Here is a 17,500-nt window from a genome sequence, read left to right as displayed (position 1 = left end):
ACGCTTTGACGGGTGTTGTATACACCAATTCGAGCTACAGTCTCGATACATCATTTAATAAAGCAAAACATGTTAGAGCGATTAATAGCAGTGCACCTACCTTAAACCCTAACTCTTGTGTCTTTTCAGAGACAGGTTTTTTCCGGATTAGTTCAATTAAGTAATACATTAAGTGCCCACCATCTAAGACCGGGAGCGGTAATAAATTAAAAACACCTAAATTAACACTAATCAGAGCTAAAAAGCTCAAAAAGGCAACAATACCATAGCTTACGCTATTGCCTGCTCCTACAGCGATGCCTACTGGCCCACTTAAATTTTTGACGGATACTTGGCCTGTAATTAAGTTACCAATCATATCAAAACTAAGGCTAATTAGCTCATACGTCTTTTTTATGCCCAGCACCATACTATCCAATGGGCCATATTGTCTAGTTTCTATATATCCTGCTGGCCATTCAGCTAGCTGAGGCACAACCCCTAAGTACCCAACCGTCTCTCCACTTTTCAGTGTATTCGCACCTGGAATGACAGTTAAGCTGATTTCTTCTTGGGCACGAATAACAATAATACGTAAAGGTTGTTTTGCTGACTCCTTCACTTTATCAACCAATAACTGCCAGCTTTGTACCGGCTCAGAATCAATTGAACGTATTGTATCACCAACTTGTAAACCCGCTTTTTCTGCTGCGGAACCAGCTTGAACATGTGCCAGTGTTAACGTGATCTCCGGACGAAAAGGCTGTATTCCTACAGATTGAAGGGGCGCTTCATCTTGTTTATCTAGTTTCCAATCGTTTAATGGTAACGCTCTTAAGCGGATCTGTTGCTGCGCATCCTGAACCTTAACAACAACCTGCTCTTCACCCAAATTACTCATTAAACCAAACGTGACCTCTTGCCATGATGACACTGACTTATCACCCAGCTGTAATATGTGATCACCCGCTTGAAAATTTGCAGTTTCAGCTCTGCTTTGCTCAGTAACACCGCCCACAACAGGTTTAACATTTTGTACGCCAATCATATACATAGCGGCTAGAACAATAATAGCGAATAAAAAGTTAGCAATGGGACCCGCAGCCACGACGGCTATTTTTGATAATACGGGTTTACTATTGAAAGCGAGATGACGTTTATGTTCTGGCACCTCATCAACTCTCCCATCCAACATTTTGACATAGCCGCCAAGTGGGATAAGGGCAATAACATACTCCGTGCCAAGCTTATCGTGCCATTTTAATAATGGCTTTCCAAAACCGATAGAGAAACGCTGTACTTCGACAGCGCATTTTCTTGCCACCCAAAAGTGGCCATATTCATGGACGGTTACTAATATGCCTAGCGCTACAATAAATGAACCGAGATTCCATAAAAACTCAAACATAGTTAATTCAACTCACTAATACACTGTCTTGCGATCGCACGTGCTTGTGCATCTTGTTCCATAATTGCTTGTACCGAGTTTAATGAGTTTAATGTCGACTTAGCAAGCACCTCTGAATTAATTCTGTAAATGTCACAAAAACCAATTTTATTGGCTAAAAATGCCGCCACCGACATTTCATTAGCGGCATTAATGGTTGTGGTTGCCGCTTGACCTGAACGACATGCCTCTATAGCTAATGCTAAGTTAGGATAACGCGTAAAATCAGGCTTAGAGAAGGTAAAATTAGCGATAGTAGAAAAATCTAACGGTGCAACCCCAGCATTTATCCGATCTGGATAAGCAAGGCCATACGCAATTGGTGTGCGCATATCTGGTTGCCCCATTTGGGCGATAACGGAACCATCTTTATATTGCACCATAGAGTGGATCATGCTTTGTGGATGAATAACCACTTCAATATCATCTACAGCACAATTAAATAGCCACTTAGCCTCTATAAACTCTAGCCCTTTATTCATCATCGTGGCTGAATCTACTGAGATTTTTTGACCCATTGACCAATTTGGATGAGCGACCGCTTCTTTAACCGTCACATGAGGTAATGTTTTTAAATCACGCGTTAAAAATGGGCCACCAGAACCGGTCAGTAAAATCTTGTTGACCCCTTGGCTATCCAGCCCAAGGTCAGTGTTTTGCTGCAATGTATGAGGCAAACATTGATAAATTGCATTATGTTCGCTGTCAATTGGCAATAAAGTGGCACCATATTTTGCCACTTTATCCATAAATAGTTGCCCTGACATCACAAGTGACTCTTTATTGGCCAACAATACCTTTTTACCTGCCTCTACAGCGGCAAGCGTTGGTAATAACCCCGCAGCGCCAACAATGGCTGACATTACAGTATCAACGTCACTATGAGCAGCAAGGTCACACATAGCCTGAGTTCCGCTCAACACTTCTATATGAGTGTGCTTGAGTGCTTCTTTAAGCTGTTTTGCAGCCGCTTCACAGTGCATAACAGCATACTTTGGCTGATGTGTTACGCAAAGCTTTTGCATGCTCTCAACATTACTACCCGCCGCCAAAGCAAATATAGAATAACGTGCTTGATTTCTTTGGATCACATCAAGTGTCGATAAGCCAATAGAGCCCGTCGCACCCAGTATGACCACATTGCTTTTCATACTCATAGAGTAACGGTCCATGCATAACACAAGGCAAAAATAGGCGCTGCTGCTGTTAAGCTATCGATCCTATCTAATATGCCACCGTGGCCCGGTAATATTGAACCTGAGTCCTTTAAACCCGCTTCACGCTTAAACATACTTTCCAGTAAGTCGCCAATGGCTGAAAATAATGCAATCACCACCGTTAGCCCACAAAATAACAGCCACTGCTTTGGCTCTACATCGGCAAAATAACAAAATATTAAAACAAAAATGACGGAGGTAAGTACGCCGCCCAACAAGCCTTCAATGGTTTTATTCGGGCTCACTCTTGGCATCAGTTTGCGCTTACCAAAGTTTTTACCCGCAAAATAAGCGCCAATATCAGCACTCCATACAATACCCAACACCACCATAATAAGGGTTGAACCATATTGTTGAGCTTGCACATATTCAGCGCTGCGCATGACATTTAGCGCTAACCACAGTGGGATCAATGTCAATATACCCGCAATCGCTCTCATCACGATACCGTCGCTCCAAGCGCGACTCATGGTGGGGTATTTAAATATTAGAAAAGTAGCGACTAGCCACCAAGCAAAAGACAAAGTAAAAATATAGTTCGCATCAGCTACCAACTTGCCCTGTTGCCATAATGACTCAATGGGCCAATGTACATGCAATACGGAGATAATAACGCCCATGAGCCCCACAACACACAAGCGTTGACGGTTTTTAGCTAGCCCCATGAAGGCAGACCACTCCCAAGCACCGAGTAATACGATAGCGGCTGCAATAAAGCTAAATAAAGCCAGTGGCGTATAAAACACCAAAAGTAGAGCCAGCGGTGCTAGCACCACTGAAGTCAAGATTCGTTGTTTAAGCAAATTAATTACCTTTAACTTGTTACTTTAGACACAGCGAGTAGTTCTTTTATTTGATCGCCCGTGCAGCCAAAACGTCGCTCTCTAGATACATAACATGCAATCGCCTCTGCAAACGCCTCTTCATTAAAATCAGGCCAGAGTGTATCAGTGAAATAGAGTTCAGCATATGCTGCTTGCCAAAGCAAAAAATTACTTATACGACAGTCTCCACCAGTTCGTATTAGCAAATCTAGTTCGCTTTGATGTGCCATTGAAAGTTGTTTTGTTATTGCTTCTTCCGTGATATCACTTGGCTGAATTTTTCCTTCACTCGCCTGCATTGCAAGTTTTTGTGCCGCTTGCATTATATCCCAACGACCACCATAGTTTGCTGCAATATTTAATTGTAAGCCGGTATTATTCTCTGTTAACACATGGGCTGCCTGCACCCGCTCTTGCAAAGAGCTTGGAAAACGAGATATTTCACCGATAACGTTTAATTTAACATTATTTTTATGAAGCTTTTTCACTTCTTTGGTCAGTACAAAAAGAAATAAATCCATTAATGTACTTACTTCATCTTCAGGTCGACGCCAATTTTCGCTACTAAATGCAAATAAAGTTAATGATTCTATTTTTAGCTTTGAACAAAATTGAACTGCGGAACGAACCGCATCAACGCCTTTTTTATGACCATATGTTCTTGGACGATTGCGAGATTGCGCCCACCGTCCATTGCCATCCATAATAATTGCGATGTGTTTTGGCAATGACTGCTGCGAAATTGTGTCAGCGTTTAAACTCATAAATCCCGATTTCTATAAAAAAAAACGCCGCCTAGTATACCCCAGACAGCGTTGCAAAACTAATAATTTTGAATTGCTTAGATTTCCATCAACTCAGCTTCTTTTGCGCTCAATTGCGTATCCATTTCTTTAACAAACTTGTCAGTAAGCTTCTGAACTTCATCTTCAGCTTGACGCGCTTCATCTTCAGAAATGTCTTTATCTTTTAATAAAGATTTAATATCACCATTGGCATCACGACGAATATTACGAATAGCAACACGGCCACCCTCAACTTCACCACGAACAATTTTGATTAAGTCTTTGCGACGTTCTTCAGTTAGCGGCGGTAATGGTACGCGAATAATAGTCCCTGCTGACATTGGGTTCAAACCTAAGTCAGAAGACATAATTGCTTTTTCAACGGCTTGAGCCAGAGATTTATCGAATACACTAATTGTTAGTGTACGAGAGTCTTCTGTTGATACATTTGCAACCTGATTTAACGGTGTATCAGCACCGTAATAAGATACCATGATGCCATCTAGCAATGCAGGGTGTGCACGGCCAGTACGAATTTTAGAAAGTTGGCTAGCTAGGGCTGCCACACTTTTTTGCATGCGCTCTTGCGCGTCTTTTTTAATATCGTTAATCACAATTCAATCCTAGTCTTGTTTGATTATTCAGAAGGTGCTGAAGAGATAAGAGTGCCCTCTTCTTCGCCCATAATGACACGCTTTAACGCGCCAGGTTTATTCATGTTAAATACGCTTAAAGGCATATTATGGTCACGTGCTAGCGTAAATGCCGCTAAGTCCATCACCTTTAATTCTTGATCAATGATCTCATTGTACGTCAAATGACGATACAAGGTTGCGTCAGGGTTCTTAACTGGGTCATCACTAAATACGCCATCAACTTTTGTCGCTTTGATCACCGTATCGGCTTCAATTTCAATACCACGCAGACAGGCAGCTGAATCTGTTGTGAAAAATGGATTACCCGTCCCCGCTGAGAAAATAACAACTCGACCAGACTTTAACAAGCTAATTGCTTCAGCCCAGTTGTACGCGTCACATACGCCATTCAGTGGGATCGCCGACATTAAACGACAGTTTACAAACGCACGGTGCAGTGCGTCACGCATTGCTAAACCGTTCATCACGGTTGCAAGCATGCCCATGTGGTCACCTACTACGCGGTTCATACCCGCTTCAGCCAATGAACCACCTCGTAAGAAGTTACCGCCCCCGATAACTAAACCCACTTCTACGTCGAGCTCTACTAATTCTTTTATTTCTTGTGCCATACGATCCAATACTTTTGGATCAATGCCAAAGCCTTCATCTCCCATTAAAGCTTCACCGCTTAGTTTGAGAAGAACGCGTCTAAAAACAGGTTTTCGATTGATAGTCATAGTTTCCGGGCCATTTGTAAAAGTGAGATAAAAAATAACCGCGCTTATGAAAGTCATAAATGCGCGGTTATTTTAAAGAATTTTCAGCGTTGAAGCAAAAGCAAATCCGCCATTATGGCCTCATTGCTTTTTTTGCTGAGAAAAGAGGGATTACTCGCCTTTTGCAGCTGCGATTTGAGCAGCAACTTCAGCAGCGAAATCTTCTTCTTTCTTCTCGATACCTTCGCCAACTTCTAAACGTACGAAGTTAGATACTGTTGCGCCTTTTTCTTTAAGAATATCGCCAACAGATTTTTTAGGTTCCATGATGAATGCTTGACCAGTAAGAGAGATCTCACCAGTGAACTTTTTCATACGACCAACAACCATTTTCTCAGCGATTTCAGCAGGCTTGCCTTCGTTCATCGCGATGTCGATTTGAACAGCTTTTTCTTTTTCAACCACGTCTGCAGGTACGTCTTCAGGGTTTACGTACTCAGGCTTAGATGCAGCAACGTGCATAGCTACGTGCTTAAGCGTTTCCGCATCAGCTTCACCAGCAACAACAACACCGATACGCTCACCGTGACGGTATGTAGAAAGGCTTGCACCGTCGATGTACTCAACGCGGCGAACGTTGATGTTTTCACCGATTTTAGCAACTAATGCAACACGTGCTTCTTCAAACTGTGCTTGAAGCTCAGCAACAGCAACTTTAGAAGTCGCAGCAACGTCTAGTACAGAGTTAGCGAACGCAAGGAAGCTCTCATCTTTAGCAACGAAGTCTGTTTGACAGTTAACTTCTAGAAGTGCAGCAAAACCTGCGCCTTCTTTGATAAGGATTGTGCCTTCAGCAGCAATATTACCCGCTTTCTTAGCAGCCTTTGCAGCACCGCTCTTACGCATGTTTTCAATTGCTAGTTCAATGTCACCAGCAGTTTCAGTTAGCGCTTTTTTACAATCCATCATGCCAGCGCCAGTACGCTCGCGTAATTCTTTAACTAGGGCAGCAGTTACAGCCATTAGTATATCCTCAGATCTGAATATGTTTAGGGAAGCGGGATGACCGCTCTTCAAGAATATCAAGTCTTCATCACGAATTGATGAAGACTTGATGACAGCTAATTACTCAGCTTCAACGAAATCGTCGTTCTCTGCTTGAGCAACGATATTGCTTTCACGGCCTTCAGTGATAGCAGTTGCAACAGCGCCAGTGTAAAGCTGGATAGCACGGATTGCATCGTCGTTACCTGGGATGATGAAATCAACACCATCTGGGTTCGAGTTAGTATCAACTACTGATACTACTGGAATACCTAGGTTGTTAGCTTCGCGAATTGCAATGTGCTCGTGATCTGCATCGATAACGAAGATAGCGTCTGGAAGACCGCCCATATCTTTGATACCACCAAGGCTCTTTTCAAGCTTTTCCATTTCACGAGTAAGCATTAACGCTTCTTTTTTAGTTAGCTTCTCGAAAGTACCGTCTTGGCTTTGAGTTTCAAGATCTTTAAGACGCTTGATTGATTGACGAACTGTTTTCCAGTTAGTCAACATACCACCTAACCAACGGTGATTTACGTAGAACTGCTCACTTTGAAGAGCTGACTCTTTAACTGCTTCGCTTGCAGCGCGCTTAGTACCTACGAAAAGAATTTTACCTTTGTTAGAAGCAGCGTTCTGTAAGAACTTAAGTGCGTCGTTGAACATTGGTACAGTTTTTTCAAGGTTGATGATATGTACACGGTTACGAGCGCCGAAGATGAAAGGCTTCATCTTTGGGTTCCAGTAACGTGCTTGGTGACCGAAGTGAACACCAGCTTGAAGCATATCGCGCATTGAAACGTTTGCCATTTTAATTTCCTCTAAGTTAGTTAGGGTTAAGCCTCCACATATCCCATAGCACCAACATGTTCAGTATTTTACTAAGACATGCACCCAAGTGTATGTGTCGATATGTGTGTGTGTTAAAATAAAATTGTGGTCGCCTTAAATACAAACATCTCTTAGATAAATTTGTAAAAAGACGGCGCGCTTTATACCATATAAAATAACAGAACTCAACAATCAGTATAAAAATTGTGCGTTGTAACCACCTTAAAATAACCGACTTGGAGTCTGAATGAGTGCAGTGATTAAAACCCCTGAAGAAATTGAAAAAATGCGTATTGCCGGGCGTTTAGCCGCGGAAGTATTAGAAATGATTGAGCCGCATGTGAAGCCAGGGGTCACAACAGACGAGCTAAATACAATTTGTCATGATTACATTGTAAATAAGCAACAAGGCATCCCTGCCCCGCTTAATTACCATGGTTTTCCAAAGTCGATTTGTACGTCCGTTAATCACGTAATTTGTCACGGTATTCCCAATGACAAAGCATTAAAAGATGGTGACAGTGTCAATATTGATGTTACCGTTATCAAAGATGGCTACCACGGCGATACATCTAAAATGTTTCATGTAGGGACGCCAAATATTCAAGGCAAACGCCTTGCTGAAATTACCCAAGAAAGCCTTTACCTTGCCATTAAAATGGTTAAACCAGGTGCGCGTTTAGGTGACATTGGTGCAGCAATTCAAAAGTATGCTGAAGGTTTTAATTATTCAATCGTACGCGAATACTGCGGCCATGGTATTGGCGCTGAATTCCACGAAGAACCTCAAGTCATGCATTACGGTAAACCAGGGACAGGTGAAACATTAAAAGCGGGCATGTGTTTAACCATTGAACCTATGGTCAACGCAGGTAAGCGTCAATGTAAAGTGCTCAAAGATAACTGGACTGTAGTGACAAAAGACCGCAGCTTGTCTGCTCAGTGGGAACACACTTTATTGGTTACAGACAATGGTGTGGAGATCTTAACGCACCGTAATGACGATACCATCGATAGAGTGATAGAGCACACAGCATAACAACCATGGTTCATTACGGGTCATCCGTATTAACCATAATTTAGCGAAAAGTGAGTGAAGACTGGTCGGTACTTTACTCACTTCGCTCATATCTCTATAAAAAATGCGCTTCAAGCGTTGCCCTTTGTGCGCAAGTCAGTAAGCTAAGCTAATACACCTTTGCAAAGGTATCGGGCCTGAATACATTACTGTGCTCACCATAACCGATAGCATAAACCTAAATAAGACGGATCAGGGGGCCTTAAGTGGCATTACCTAATAAAGTAAAAACGTTGCTCGACAGCGCGCAGCACCTTGGCGATTTAAAAGATTGTGCAAACTATTTTTATAAATGGTTAAGCAATGAGTTTTCAAAACAGCCAGTTCGCAACCTCATTAACTCTCGCGCTGAATTTATAGACCGATTGTTGATAAAGTTATTCAACGACACTGGGTTAGCCCGTTACCCAGAATTGGCTCTTATTGCAGTTGGAGGATATGGTCGTGGTGAGTTACATCCTTATTCAGATATTGACTTCTTACTGCTGGTTAACGACACCCCCAACGCTGAAATGACCACGGCACTTGAAGAGTTTGTGACACTTCTGTGGGACCTAAACTTAGAAATTGGTCACAGCGTTCGTACCCATGATCAAGTATTAGAACAAAAACAAGAAGATGTACATTTCACCACCTGTTTACTCGAAAGTAGACTTATCTGTGGTAATCATGTCGAGTTTGAGCGATTGAGAAGTCATATTGTAGAAACACCCATTTGGAAATCTGATGACTTTTTCATTGCCAAAATCAACGAGCAGCAAGTAAGGCATAGAAAGTGCCATGGCACCGCGTATAACTTAGAACCCAATATCAAAGAAAACCCTGGTGGCCTCAGAGATGTGCAAACTATTTTTTGGGTTGCTAAAAAACATTTCCATGCTGAAACACTTGAAGAATTAATCAACCATGGTTATCTCACTCACGAGGAATATCAAGAACTACTAGAGTGCTTAGAAAACCTTTGGAATATACGATTTGCACTGCACTTGGCAGCAGGACGATGTGAAAACCGACTGTTGTTCGACTATCAACCCCATGCAGCTGAAATACTTGGGTTTGGGTCTGAAGGTAAAGCCTCTGTAGAGCGAATGATGAAGCGCTTATTCCGGATCATGAGCCGTGTACGTGAAATGAACCAAATGCTATTGTCGTATTTTGAACAGAGTATTTTACCCGACCAAAGCGAACAAATAGCGGTTTCGTTGGACGATAACTTTGAACGTATTGGCAATAAAATTAGCGTTAAAAATCCTTCGGTCTTTTTTCGCAGAGAACAACTACTGGTGTTATTCGAGCATATTGCCGACCACCCTGAAATCACCAATATCGAGCCCAGTACAATAAGAACAATGCGCCAAGTTCGTCGCCGACTGCTCGGTGATTTGCAAGACTATGCCGGTTGTAGGGATGCTTTTTTACGGTTGCTAAAACATCCAAATGGCATGGGTAGAGCATTTACTTTGATGCATAAGCATGGCTTGATTGCGGCGTATTTACCGCAATGGCGCAATATTTTTGGCCAAATGCAATTCGACTTATTCCATGCCTACACCGTAGATGAACACACCCATAAGCTCATCAACAATATTTACCTTTACACTGATAAAGAGCAAAAGAAAGACTTCCCGCTATGCAGTGAAATCATCACCCGCATGGATAAACCAGAGCTACTCTACCTTGCCGCTATTTTTCATGATATTGCCAAAGGTCGCGGTGGTGATCACTCAGAGCTTGGCGCCGTTGATGCGCTCGCCTTTTGTAAAGTACATGGGTTCACTAACTCGGATGCTCGCTTAGTTTCTTGGCTGGTTGAGAATCACTTGTTGATGTCTGTCACCGCACAGCGCAAAGATATTAACGACCCAGATGTTATCGCCGAATTTGCATCAGTTGTAAAAAATGAACGTCAACTTGATTACTTGTATTGCTTAACTGTGGCCGATATTCGCGCAACCAATGACAACCTATGGAATGATTGGAAAAACACGCTACTTCGAGAACTCTATTTGCACTCTCAACATGCCTTACGTTTGGGTCTAGAAAACCCAATGGATATGCGCGACCAAATTCGAGACAAAAAGAAGCAAGCAAAACAACGGCTCATTAACTTAGAGTTTAATGAAGAAAATATTGATGCTATTTGGTCACGTTTAAAAGCAAACTACTTCACCGCATTCAGTGAACAGCAAATCTCATGGCACAGTGAACACTTACTTAAAATAAACGACTTAAACGCACCTTGCGTTGTTGTAGGTGAGCAAGCCATGCATGGCGGCACACAAGTATTTGTGTATAGTCCATATAATGCCAATTTATTCTCAAAACTACTCACTATCATCGGCTCCAAAAAAGCTCAAATACAGCACGCTCAAGTCATGACAACCAAAGATAACTCGGTGGTGTACAACTTCGTGATCTTAGAAGTGAGTGGCAACCCGATGAGCAGTAGCCGAGCCAAGTCGATACGCCGTGGCTTAGAAGTTATTTTAAAAGATCCGAAAAAGAAAATTCGTACCAAGAAAAATCGCTCGCAACGTTTTAAAGACTTTAATATTAAACCTAAAGTCATTGTACGACCTCATGCCCGTGCTGATAGAAATTTAATTGAAATTCAAGCCATTGATATACCAGGGCTTTTAACAAAAATTGCCGAGGTCTTTCAAGCGAATTCATTGCACATTCACGCTGCGAGAATTACAACAGTTGGCGAACGAGCAGAAGACTTTTTTGTAATATCAAATACTGATTATCAAGCGCTTGCAGAAGAGCATAAAGCTGCGCTTCAACGCGATCTGATGAAGAAATTAAATGCAGAAACAGAGTAAAGAGGAAACTATGTCTGATTTAAAAAGCATTATTGAACAAGCTTGGGAACAGCGAGACGGGATCTCACCTAACCAAGTAACAGAGGAAGTATATAACGCTATCACCCAGTCTCTTGCCCTATTAGATTCGGGTGCGGCACGTGTAGCGGAAAAAATAAGCGGTGAGTGGGTTGTCCATCAGTGGCTAAAAAAAGCCGTTTTACTGTCATTCAGAATTCGTGACAATCAGCCGATGAGCGATGGCGTAAATCAATTCTACGATAAAGTGCCGTTAAAGTTCAGCGACTATACGCCTGAGCAATTCCAACAAGGTGGCATGCGTGTTGTGCCAAACGCTGTTGCACGCCAAGGCAGCTTTGTGGGTAAAAATGTGGTCCTTATGCCGTCATATGTCAATATCGGTGCCTATGTTGATGAAGGCACGATGGTCGATACCTGGGCCACTGTCGGCTCATGTGCGCAAATAGGTAAGAATGTTCACCTATCTGGCGGTGTTGGCATCGGTGGGGTATTAGAGCCTTTACAAGCGAATCCGACAATCATCGAAGATAATTGTTTTATTGGTGCACGCTCTGAAATTGTTGAAGGTGTGATTGTTGAAGAAGGCGCAGTCATTTCAATGGGTGTTTATATTTCTCAAAGCACCCGTATTTACGACCGTGAAACAGGTGAAGTCCATTACGGGCGAGTACCAGCCGGTGCCGTTGTTGTACCAGGCTCTTTGCCAAGTAAAGATGGCTCTCATAGCCTTTACGCTGCCATTATTGTGAAAAAAGTAGACCAGCAAACACGTGAAAAGGTTGGGATCAATGCCTTATTACGTTCTATAAACGATTGATAATTCAAATTTTTAATACGTTTATAAAAAAGCGCCTTATGAATTATTCAGTGACCTGAAATTCTTCATAAGACGCTTTTTAAACTTACCTAATCGGTAAGCTGCTCAATAATTATAATGCAGCAAACACGTCGTCTGTTTTTGCGGCACAAACAAAATCATTTTTGTGCAAGCCCTTGATAGAGTGACTCCACCAAGTAACCGTTACTTTACCCCATTCAGTCAATAAACCAGGATGATGGCCTTCATCTTCCGCCATCGCGCCCACTTTATTGGTAAACTCTAATGCTAGCTTGAAGTTTTTAAATTTAAAAACACGCTCTAACTGCATGATCCCATCACGTACTTCAGGCACCCAATCAGGGATCTGCTTGATAAGTACCGCTAACTCTTCATCTGACACTTTAGGCGCATCAGCACGACACGCTTCACATTTTTGTGCATTTAAATCAGACATTTAAAATCCTTAACTTGCTAGTTTTTGTTTCGGTGGAAATTTTGGCTCGAATAAGCCTAATTCTTTTGCTTGGGCAACCAATGCCATAATATCCATTTGCGAAATATCAAATAGATCGTTAATAGAGTTTATGGTGTAGTAAATTGGCTGCATAATATCAATTCGGTAAGGTGTGCGTAATACATCAATCACATTTAACGGCTGTATCTCAGGTTTATCTGAATAAACGTATTGTGTTTCACCCGGGCTTGATAACACACCACCGCCATAAATGCGCAGGCCATCTTCAGTTTGCATCAAACCAAACTCAACCGTAAACCAATATAGACGGGCTAAGTAACCACGATCTTTCTTTTCAGCTGCATAGCCTAGCTGACCATATTTATGGGTGAACTCTGCAAAAGCAGGGTTAGTTAACATTGCACAATGACCAAATATCTCATGAAAAACATCAGGCTCTTGTAGATAATCAAATTCTTCACGCGAACGAATAAACGTTGCCACAGGGAACTGCTTGTTTGCTAGCAGTCGAAAGAACTCATCAAAATCAATCAACGCGGGTACAGGCGCTACTTGCCAGCCCGTTTCACGAGCGAGTACTGCGTTTAGCTCAGCAAGCTGTGGGACACGGTCATGCGGGAGATTTATTTTTTTTAGCCCTTCCATGTACTCGTCACATGCTTTACCTTCAATGCATTGTAACTGACGCGCCACCAGCTCAGACCAAATTTTATTTTCTTCATCGCTCCACGCAATAATCCCATTTTCATCGGGTTGCTTAGAAGTGTACTTGCTCGACTTAGCCATAGAAACCTTCATTGTTACCTGCCACGAATGAACATCAATCGTGTTTCAACTTGTGACAACGATACTATGTAAAAGTAAGCAAAAGTTTAATAGCAAAGCCCAATTACGGCTTTGCCACAAAACCAAAAAACGTAAACATTAAAGAACGCCCGAGTAAATTTATATTTACAACACCTAAAACAAAGACTAAAACAACACCATAATGTATATTAAAATTTACACTAAATCGATTTAAACGCAGTCTCTAAATCAGCAATAATATCCTCAGACGCTTCCAATCCAACCGAGATACGGATCAGGCTATCAGAGATCCCTGCAGCTTGACGCTCTTCAGGCGTATACGGTGAGTGTGTCATCGATGCAGGATGCTGAATTAGCGTTTCAGGATCACCTAAGCTCACAGCTAATGTGCATAGCTCGGTGGCATTAATAAACGCCTCACCTTGCGCTAATGTCCCTGCAATTTCAAAAGCTATAACACCTCCAGCCCCTTTCATTTGCTCACCCAAATATTTATATCCAGGGTGAGATGGTAATCCTGGATAAAATACCTGAGAGACTTTTGGGTGTTTTTCTAAAAACTCAGCGACTTTTTGCGCACTTTCACAATGCCTCGCCATACGCACAGCCAGTGTTTTTAGCCCTCGATTAATAAGCCATGCATCATGTGGACTAATGGTTGCACCAATATCTTTTAATACCGTCAGCTTTATCAATTCAATGTGTTCTGCACAGCCACATACTAAACCTGCAACAACATCGCCATGTCCATTTAGATATTTGGTCGCACTGTGCACAACAATATCGATGCCAAATTGTTTAGGCTTTTGTAACAGAGGGGTCAAAAATGTATTGTCGATCACACTGATCAATTTGTGTTGTCCAGCAAAACGCCCAATCATTGATAAATCAAGTACCGTCATGTTCGGGTTAATTGGCGTTTCAGCAAAGACCATTTTGGTCTTTGGCGTAACAGCAGCTTGAAGCTGGGCTTCATCGGTCATATCAACAAACGTGACATCTATGCCAAATTTGGGCAGCATATGAGAAAATAATGCAAAACTACAACCATACAATGCACTCGAGGCAATGAGATGATCGCCCTGTTGTAAGAAGCTTAACACAGAGGCTGAAACAGCCCCCATCCCCGTCGCGGTTGCAGCTACATCGTCCATTCCCTCAAGAGCAGCTACTTTTTGCTCCAGTTCGCGCGTTGTCGGATTACCTAATCGGGTGTAAATATACCCAGACTCTTCGCCTGCAAAACGCGCAGCCCCTTGGGCCGCGTCTTTAAACTTAAATGTAGAGGTTTGGTACAGAGGTGCCGTTAATGCACCATGAGGGTCATCAAAATGGGCTGGGCCGTGGATACATTGCGTGTTGTCATCATACTTCTTCATAAAATAGCCTGTTAAATTGTTATTCTTAAATTTATTTACCTAATAAATAAATCAACGAATAATAATTCACAAGCACGCCAGATGGTAAGATGGCTAGTTAGGCATGATTAAATTTAACAGCTTGTATACAATTGTTGTCACTCACTTTATTTGCTGCGATTCAATAACGCTTTAAATATTTGCTCAATCGACCCCTGCAATAAATTAGGCTTATTTGCTAATTTAGGTAATGGACGACATAATTCCATCGCTTTATAGCCTAAGCGAGCGGTAAATACACCCGCACTCAGCCCTTGTGCAGCTCTAGCAGACAGCTTACTGAGTAACTCTGCTCCCATACTCGTTGCCGCTAGATCTGACACCAGCTCAGCAGCTCCAGCAAACACCATTTGCTTTAATAGTAATTTATATAACGTAATACGACTGCGATACCCTAAGCGAATACCATAGTGCTGACTCAGCTTCTCAACAAGGTGCACCCCGCGCCATAGTACAGACAGCATATCCAGCAAGGCCATGGGGCTTAAGGCCACCAGCATGGCGCTGGTCGTTGCATGCGAACTAATGATCGCTTTAGCTTGCTGGTCTTGCGTATTCAATAGGGTATTTTGATAAAGCTCTAACACTTCTTTATCGGTATGATGCACTTTAATTGTCGCATTGAACGTGTTTACGTCGCTTTGGCTATGATACTTAAGGAGAGGCGCTAACCACTGCTGAGCCTCGCCAATTTGTGTACTACTCAATAAACGCTGCGCGTCACTTTGCATATGCTCACGTGTTGATAACAACTTAAGTGCACGGTATTCACTGAACAAAAAGCGTATCAGTGCGACGAAACTCAGCGACAGTACAAAAATATATAAGCCACCTAACAGCCACGATTGCGTAATGGCTTCTATTACACCGTAAATAGCTTCGACGGCAACTAAAACAACCAAGCTGATCAGCAATAGTTTTTTCACCGTTAGCAATGTACGCTTTGGCTTAAAAGTATGCTCAAGTTCTTGTTCTAATACATCACTATTATTGAATACACCTTGCTCGCCATCAGAACTTGAATTTTCCTGTGTCTGCTCGATGCGCTTTCCAGCCTCCATAAACTGGGGCACTGCTTGGGGAAGTTCATCAGTGCTAATGCGCCTGCCTGCGCGCAAATTCTGTGGGTCGCTCATCGTAGCTTGTCTCCTAATAAAAATTGCAGGACGTGATCTAATCGAACATGGCTCAAACGCCCCTCTTGCGCAGGTAATGGGGCAAAAGATAAAAAGTCGAAGCCCTGTGCTGGCCACTGAGCGCGACTTAATCGATGTGATGGGGGCTCTGGGGGTAAAAATGTAATCGTGTGCTGTTCATTATTGGGTTTACCTTGGATGCAATTGAGTGATTTCCCAGCTTCAACAACTTGCTTTTGTTGCGTGCTTTGTACCGCTGAAATCGCCATGGTGTCTATCTCAACCCCTGCAAAGCGTAAATCATTACTTTGCTCATGTAACATACTATGGAGCAGCTTTGCTAATAACGGTTGCTGCTCATAGCTTACGTGGTCGCACTTATTTGCAGCAAATAAAACCTTATCTATCTTCGGATAAAACAGCCGCTTGAGTAACCCTGAACGGCCATAATCAAATACTTGCACAATATTGCGCAGCGCATCTTCTTGCTCTTTTAATGTGTCCGGCCCATCTGATAAAGCACTTAATACATCAACCAGCACTATCTGCCTATCAAACTGACAAAAATGTTGTTTATAAAACGGTGTTACCACTTGCTGTTTATAGGCATTAAAACGGCTCTGTAAATGACTATATTGACTATCGTTCGAATGCTCTCCTGCACTAACGCAAGGGAAAAACAAGAGTACTGGAGCCCCCGCTAAGTCGCCAGGAATAAGCATTCTTCCAGGCTGTAACTGAGCTATTTTTGTCTTTGCTTTTAGAGTTACGAGTAATTGTTGATAGTGCTGAGATAACTGCTTTAAAATAGACTCATCAACCGCTGCATCATCATCAAAGCTTGCTAACATGTCTAAAAACGCTTTCGCATAACCCCGATACTGCGGTTGCTTTAATACATTAAGAACAGCTTGACTCCATGCCTGATAGTCTTGATTTAACATGGGTAAATCAACTAACCATTCACCAGGATAATCAATCAGCTCTAAATAAACGGTACTCACCGGTGACAAATGCTGTTTTAGCACATGCCGTGATTCAAATTTAAGTGCAAGGGTTAACGTATTTATACGCTGTGTTGATGACGGCCATGTTGGTGTGTCATTTAACAAGCAACTCACTGCACTGGTATAATCAAAACTAGGAATGTCCAAAGCACGTTGTGGTATTTGCTTTACTGCTATTAAGCGCTGCTCTGTTATTACGTCAAAAAATGGCAAGTTTGTTTTATTCGTTTGAGATGTTAAATGCTTGATAAGTGACGTGATAAAAGCCGTTTTTCCGCTACCACTAAACCCAGTGACCGCAAGCTTTATATGTTGATCAAGACTTCTATGTAAAGTCTTTTGTGCTGTACTTTTAAATTTATCGAACGTGTCTTTGCTAAAACGTTTAGTATTCATATAAGGGGCACACCTCCCGAACAACATATTTACATG

Annotated in this window: 16 protein-coding genes; 3 read left to right on the top strand and 13 right to left on the bottom strand. The window is 42.2% G+C overall.

The window, feature by feature from the left end:
- Window positions 1-34: 34 nt before the first annotated feature.
- From rseP to rpsB, 8 genes are all read right to left on the bottom strand, one after another.
- Window positions 35-1,387: a sigma E protease regulator RseP gene (rseP, locus tag CWC18_RS03055; protein WP_138591219.1), complete on the bottom strand. Its 1,353-nt coding sequence runs from the start codon at window positions 1,385-1,387 to the stop codon at window positions 35-37.
- A gap of 2 nt (window positions 1,388-1,389) precedes the next feature.
- Window positions 1,390-2,583, bottom strand: coding sequence for a 1-deoxy-D-xylulose-5-phosphate reductoisomerase (gene ispC / locus CWC18_RS03050; protein ID WP_138591220.1), 1,194 nt, complete (start codon window positions 2,581-2,583; stop codon window positions 1,390-1,392).
- Window positions 2,580-3,446: a phosphatidate cytidylyltransferase gene (locus CWC18_RS03045; RefSeq protein WP_138591221.1), complete on the bottom strand. Its 867-nt coding sequence runs from the start codon at window positions 3,444-3,446 to the stop codon at window positions 2,580-2,582. The genes ispC and CWC18_RS03045 overlap by 4 nt, the downstream gene beginning before the upstream one ends.
- A gap of 11 nt (window positions 3,447-3,457) precedes the next feature.
- A complete protein-coding gene (locus CWC18_RS03040; RefSeq protein ID WP_138591222.1) occupies window positions 3,458-4,231 on the bottom strand; it encodes an isoprenyl transferase in 774 nt (257 codons plus the stop codon).
- Window positions 4,232-4,308: 77 nt separating this feature from the next.
- The gene (gene frr / locus CWC18_RS03035) at window positions 4,309-4,866 is read right to left on the bottom strand and encodes a ribosome recycling factor (RefSeq protein WP_010361626.1); all 558 of its coding nucleotides are present in this window, start codon (window positions 4,864-4,866) and stop codon (window positions 4,309-4,311) included.
- Window positions 4,867-4,889: 23 nt separating this feature from the next.
- Complete coding sequence (pyrH, locus tag CWC18_RS03030; RefSeq protein WP_119862042.1) at window positions 4,890-5,627, bottom strand: UMP kinase; 738 nt, start codon at window positions 5,625-5,627, stop codon at window positions 4,890-4,892.
- Between the two features lie 150 nt (window positions 5,628-5,777).
- Window positions 5,778-6,629, bottom strand: coding sequence for a translation elongation factor Ts (gene tsf / locus CWC18_RS03025; protein WP_010361624.1), 852 nt, complete (start codon window positions 6,627-6,629; stop codon window positions 5,778-5,780).
- Between the two features lie 102 nt (window positions 6,630-6,731).
- Complete coding sequence (gene rpsB, locus CWC18_RS03020; RefSeq protein ID WP_010361623.1) at window positions 6,732-7,460, bottom strand: 30S ribosomal protein S2; 729 nt, start codon at window positions 7,458-7,460, stop codon at window positions 6,732-6,734.
- A 268-nt stretch (window positions 7,461-7,728) separates the two neighbouring features.
- Between rpsB and map the strand changes: the two genes are divergently transcribed.
- From map to dapD, 3 genes are all read left to right on the top strand, one after another.
- On the top strand, window positions 7,729-8,520 hold the full coding sequence (map, locus tag CWC18_RS03015) for a type I methionyl aminopeptidase (RefSeq protein ID WP_138591224.1): 792 nt from the start codon (window positions 7,729-7,731) through the stop codon (window positions 8,518-8,520).
- A gap of 245 nt (window positions 8,521-8,765) precedes the next feature.
- Window positions 8,766-11,384 carry a [protein-PII] uridylyltransferase gene (gene glnD / locus CWC18_RS03010; protein ID WP_138674686.1) on the top strand — a complete coding sequence of 873 codons (2,619 nt, stop codon included), beginning with the start codon at window positions 8,766-8,768 and terminating at the stop codon, window positions 11,382-11,384.
- 10 nt (window positions 11,385-11,394) lie between these two features.
- Entirely contained in the window at window positions 11,395-12,222 is an 828-nt protein-coding gene (dapD, locus tag CWC18_RS03005; protein WP_138591226.1) for a 2,3,4,5-tetrahydropyridine-2,6-dicarboxylate N-succinyltransferase, read from the top strand.
- 112 nt (window positions 12,223-12,334) lie between these two features.
- On the opposite strand, the gene CWC18_RS03000 is transcribed toward dapD, so the two are convergent.
- From CWC18_RS03000 to CWC18_RS02980, 5 genes are all read right to left on the bottom strand, one after another.
- On the bottom strand, window positions 12,335-12,679 hold the full coding sequence (locus CWC18_RS03000) for a 4a-hydroxytetrahydrobiopterin dehydratase (RefSeq protein ID WP_138674685.1): 345 nt from the start codon (window positions 12,677-12,679) through the stop codon (window positions 12,335-12,337).
- Window positions 12,680-12,688: 9 nt separating this feature from the next.
- The gene (gene phhA, locus CWC18_RS02995) at window positions 12,689-13,486 is read right to left on the bottom strand and encodes a phenylalanine 4-monooxygenase (protein ID WP_138591249.1); all 798 of its coding nucleotides are present in this window, start codon (window positions 13,484-13,486) and stop codon (window positions 12,689-12,691) included.
- 221 nt (window positions 13,487-13,707) lie between these two features.
- Entirely contained in the window at window positions 13,708-14,886 is a 1,179-nt protein-coding gene (locus tag CWC18_RS02990; protein WP_138674684.1) for a trans-sulfuration enzyme family protein, read from the bottom strand.
- A 146-nt stretch (window positions 14,887-15,032) separates the two neighbouring features.
- Window positions 15,033-16,061 (bottom strand): TIGR01620 family protein, encoded by a 1,029-nt coding sequence (locus CWC18_RS02985; RefSeq protein WP_138674683.1) that lies wholly within the window; start codon window positions 16,059-16,061, stop codon window positions 15,033-15,035.
- The gene (locus CWC18_RS02980) at window positions 16,058-17,464 is read right to left on the bottom strand and encodes a YcjX family protein (protein ID WP_138674682.1); all 1,407 of its coding nucleotides are present in this window, start codon (window positions 17,462-17,464) and stop codon (window positions 16,058-16,060) included. Before CWC18_RS02980 ends, CWC18_RS02985 begins: the two co-directional genes overlap by 4 nt.
- Window positions 17,465-17,500: the final 36 nt, after the last annotated feature.

Source organism: Pseudoalteromonas aurantia (assembly GCF_005886875.1).
GTDB classification, from domain to species: Bacteria; Pseudomonadota; Gammaproteobacteria; order Enterobacterales; family Alteromonadaceae; genus Pseudoalteromonas; species Pseudoalteromonas aurantia_A.
The sequence above is the reverse complement of the archived record's forward strand: the minus strand, read 5'-3'. Positions and strand labels throughout refer to the sequence as shown.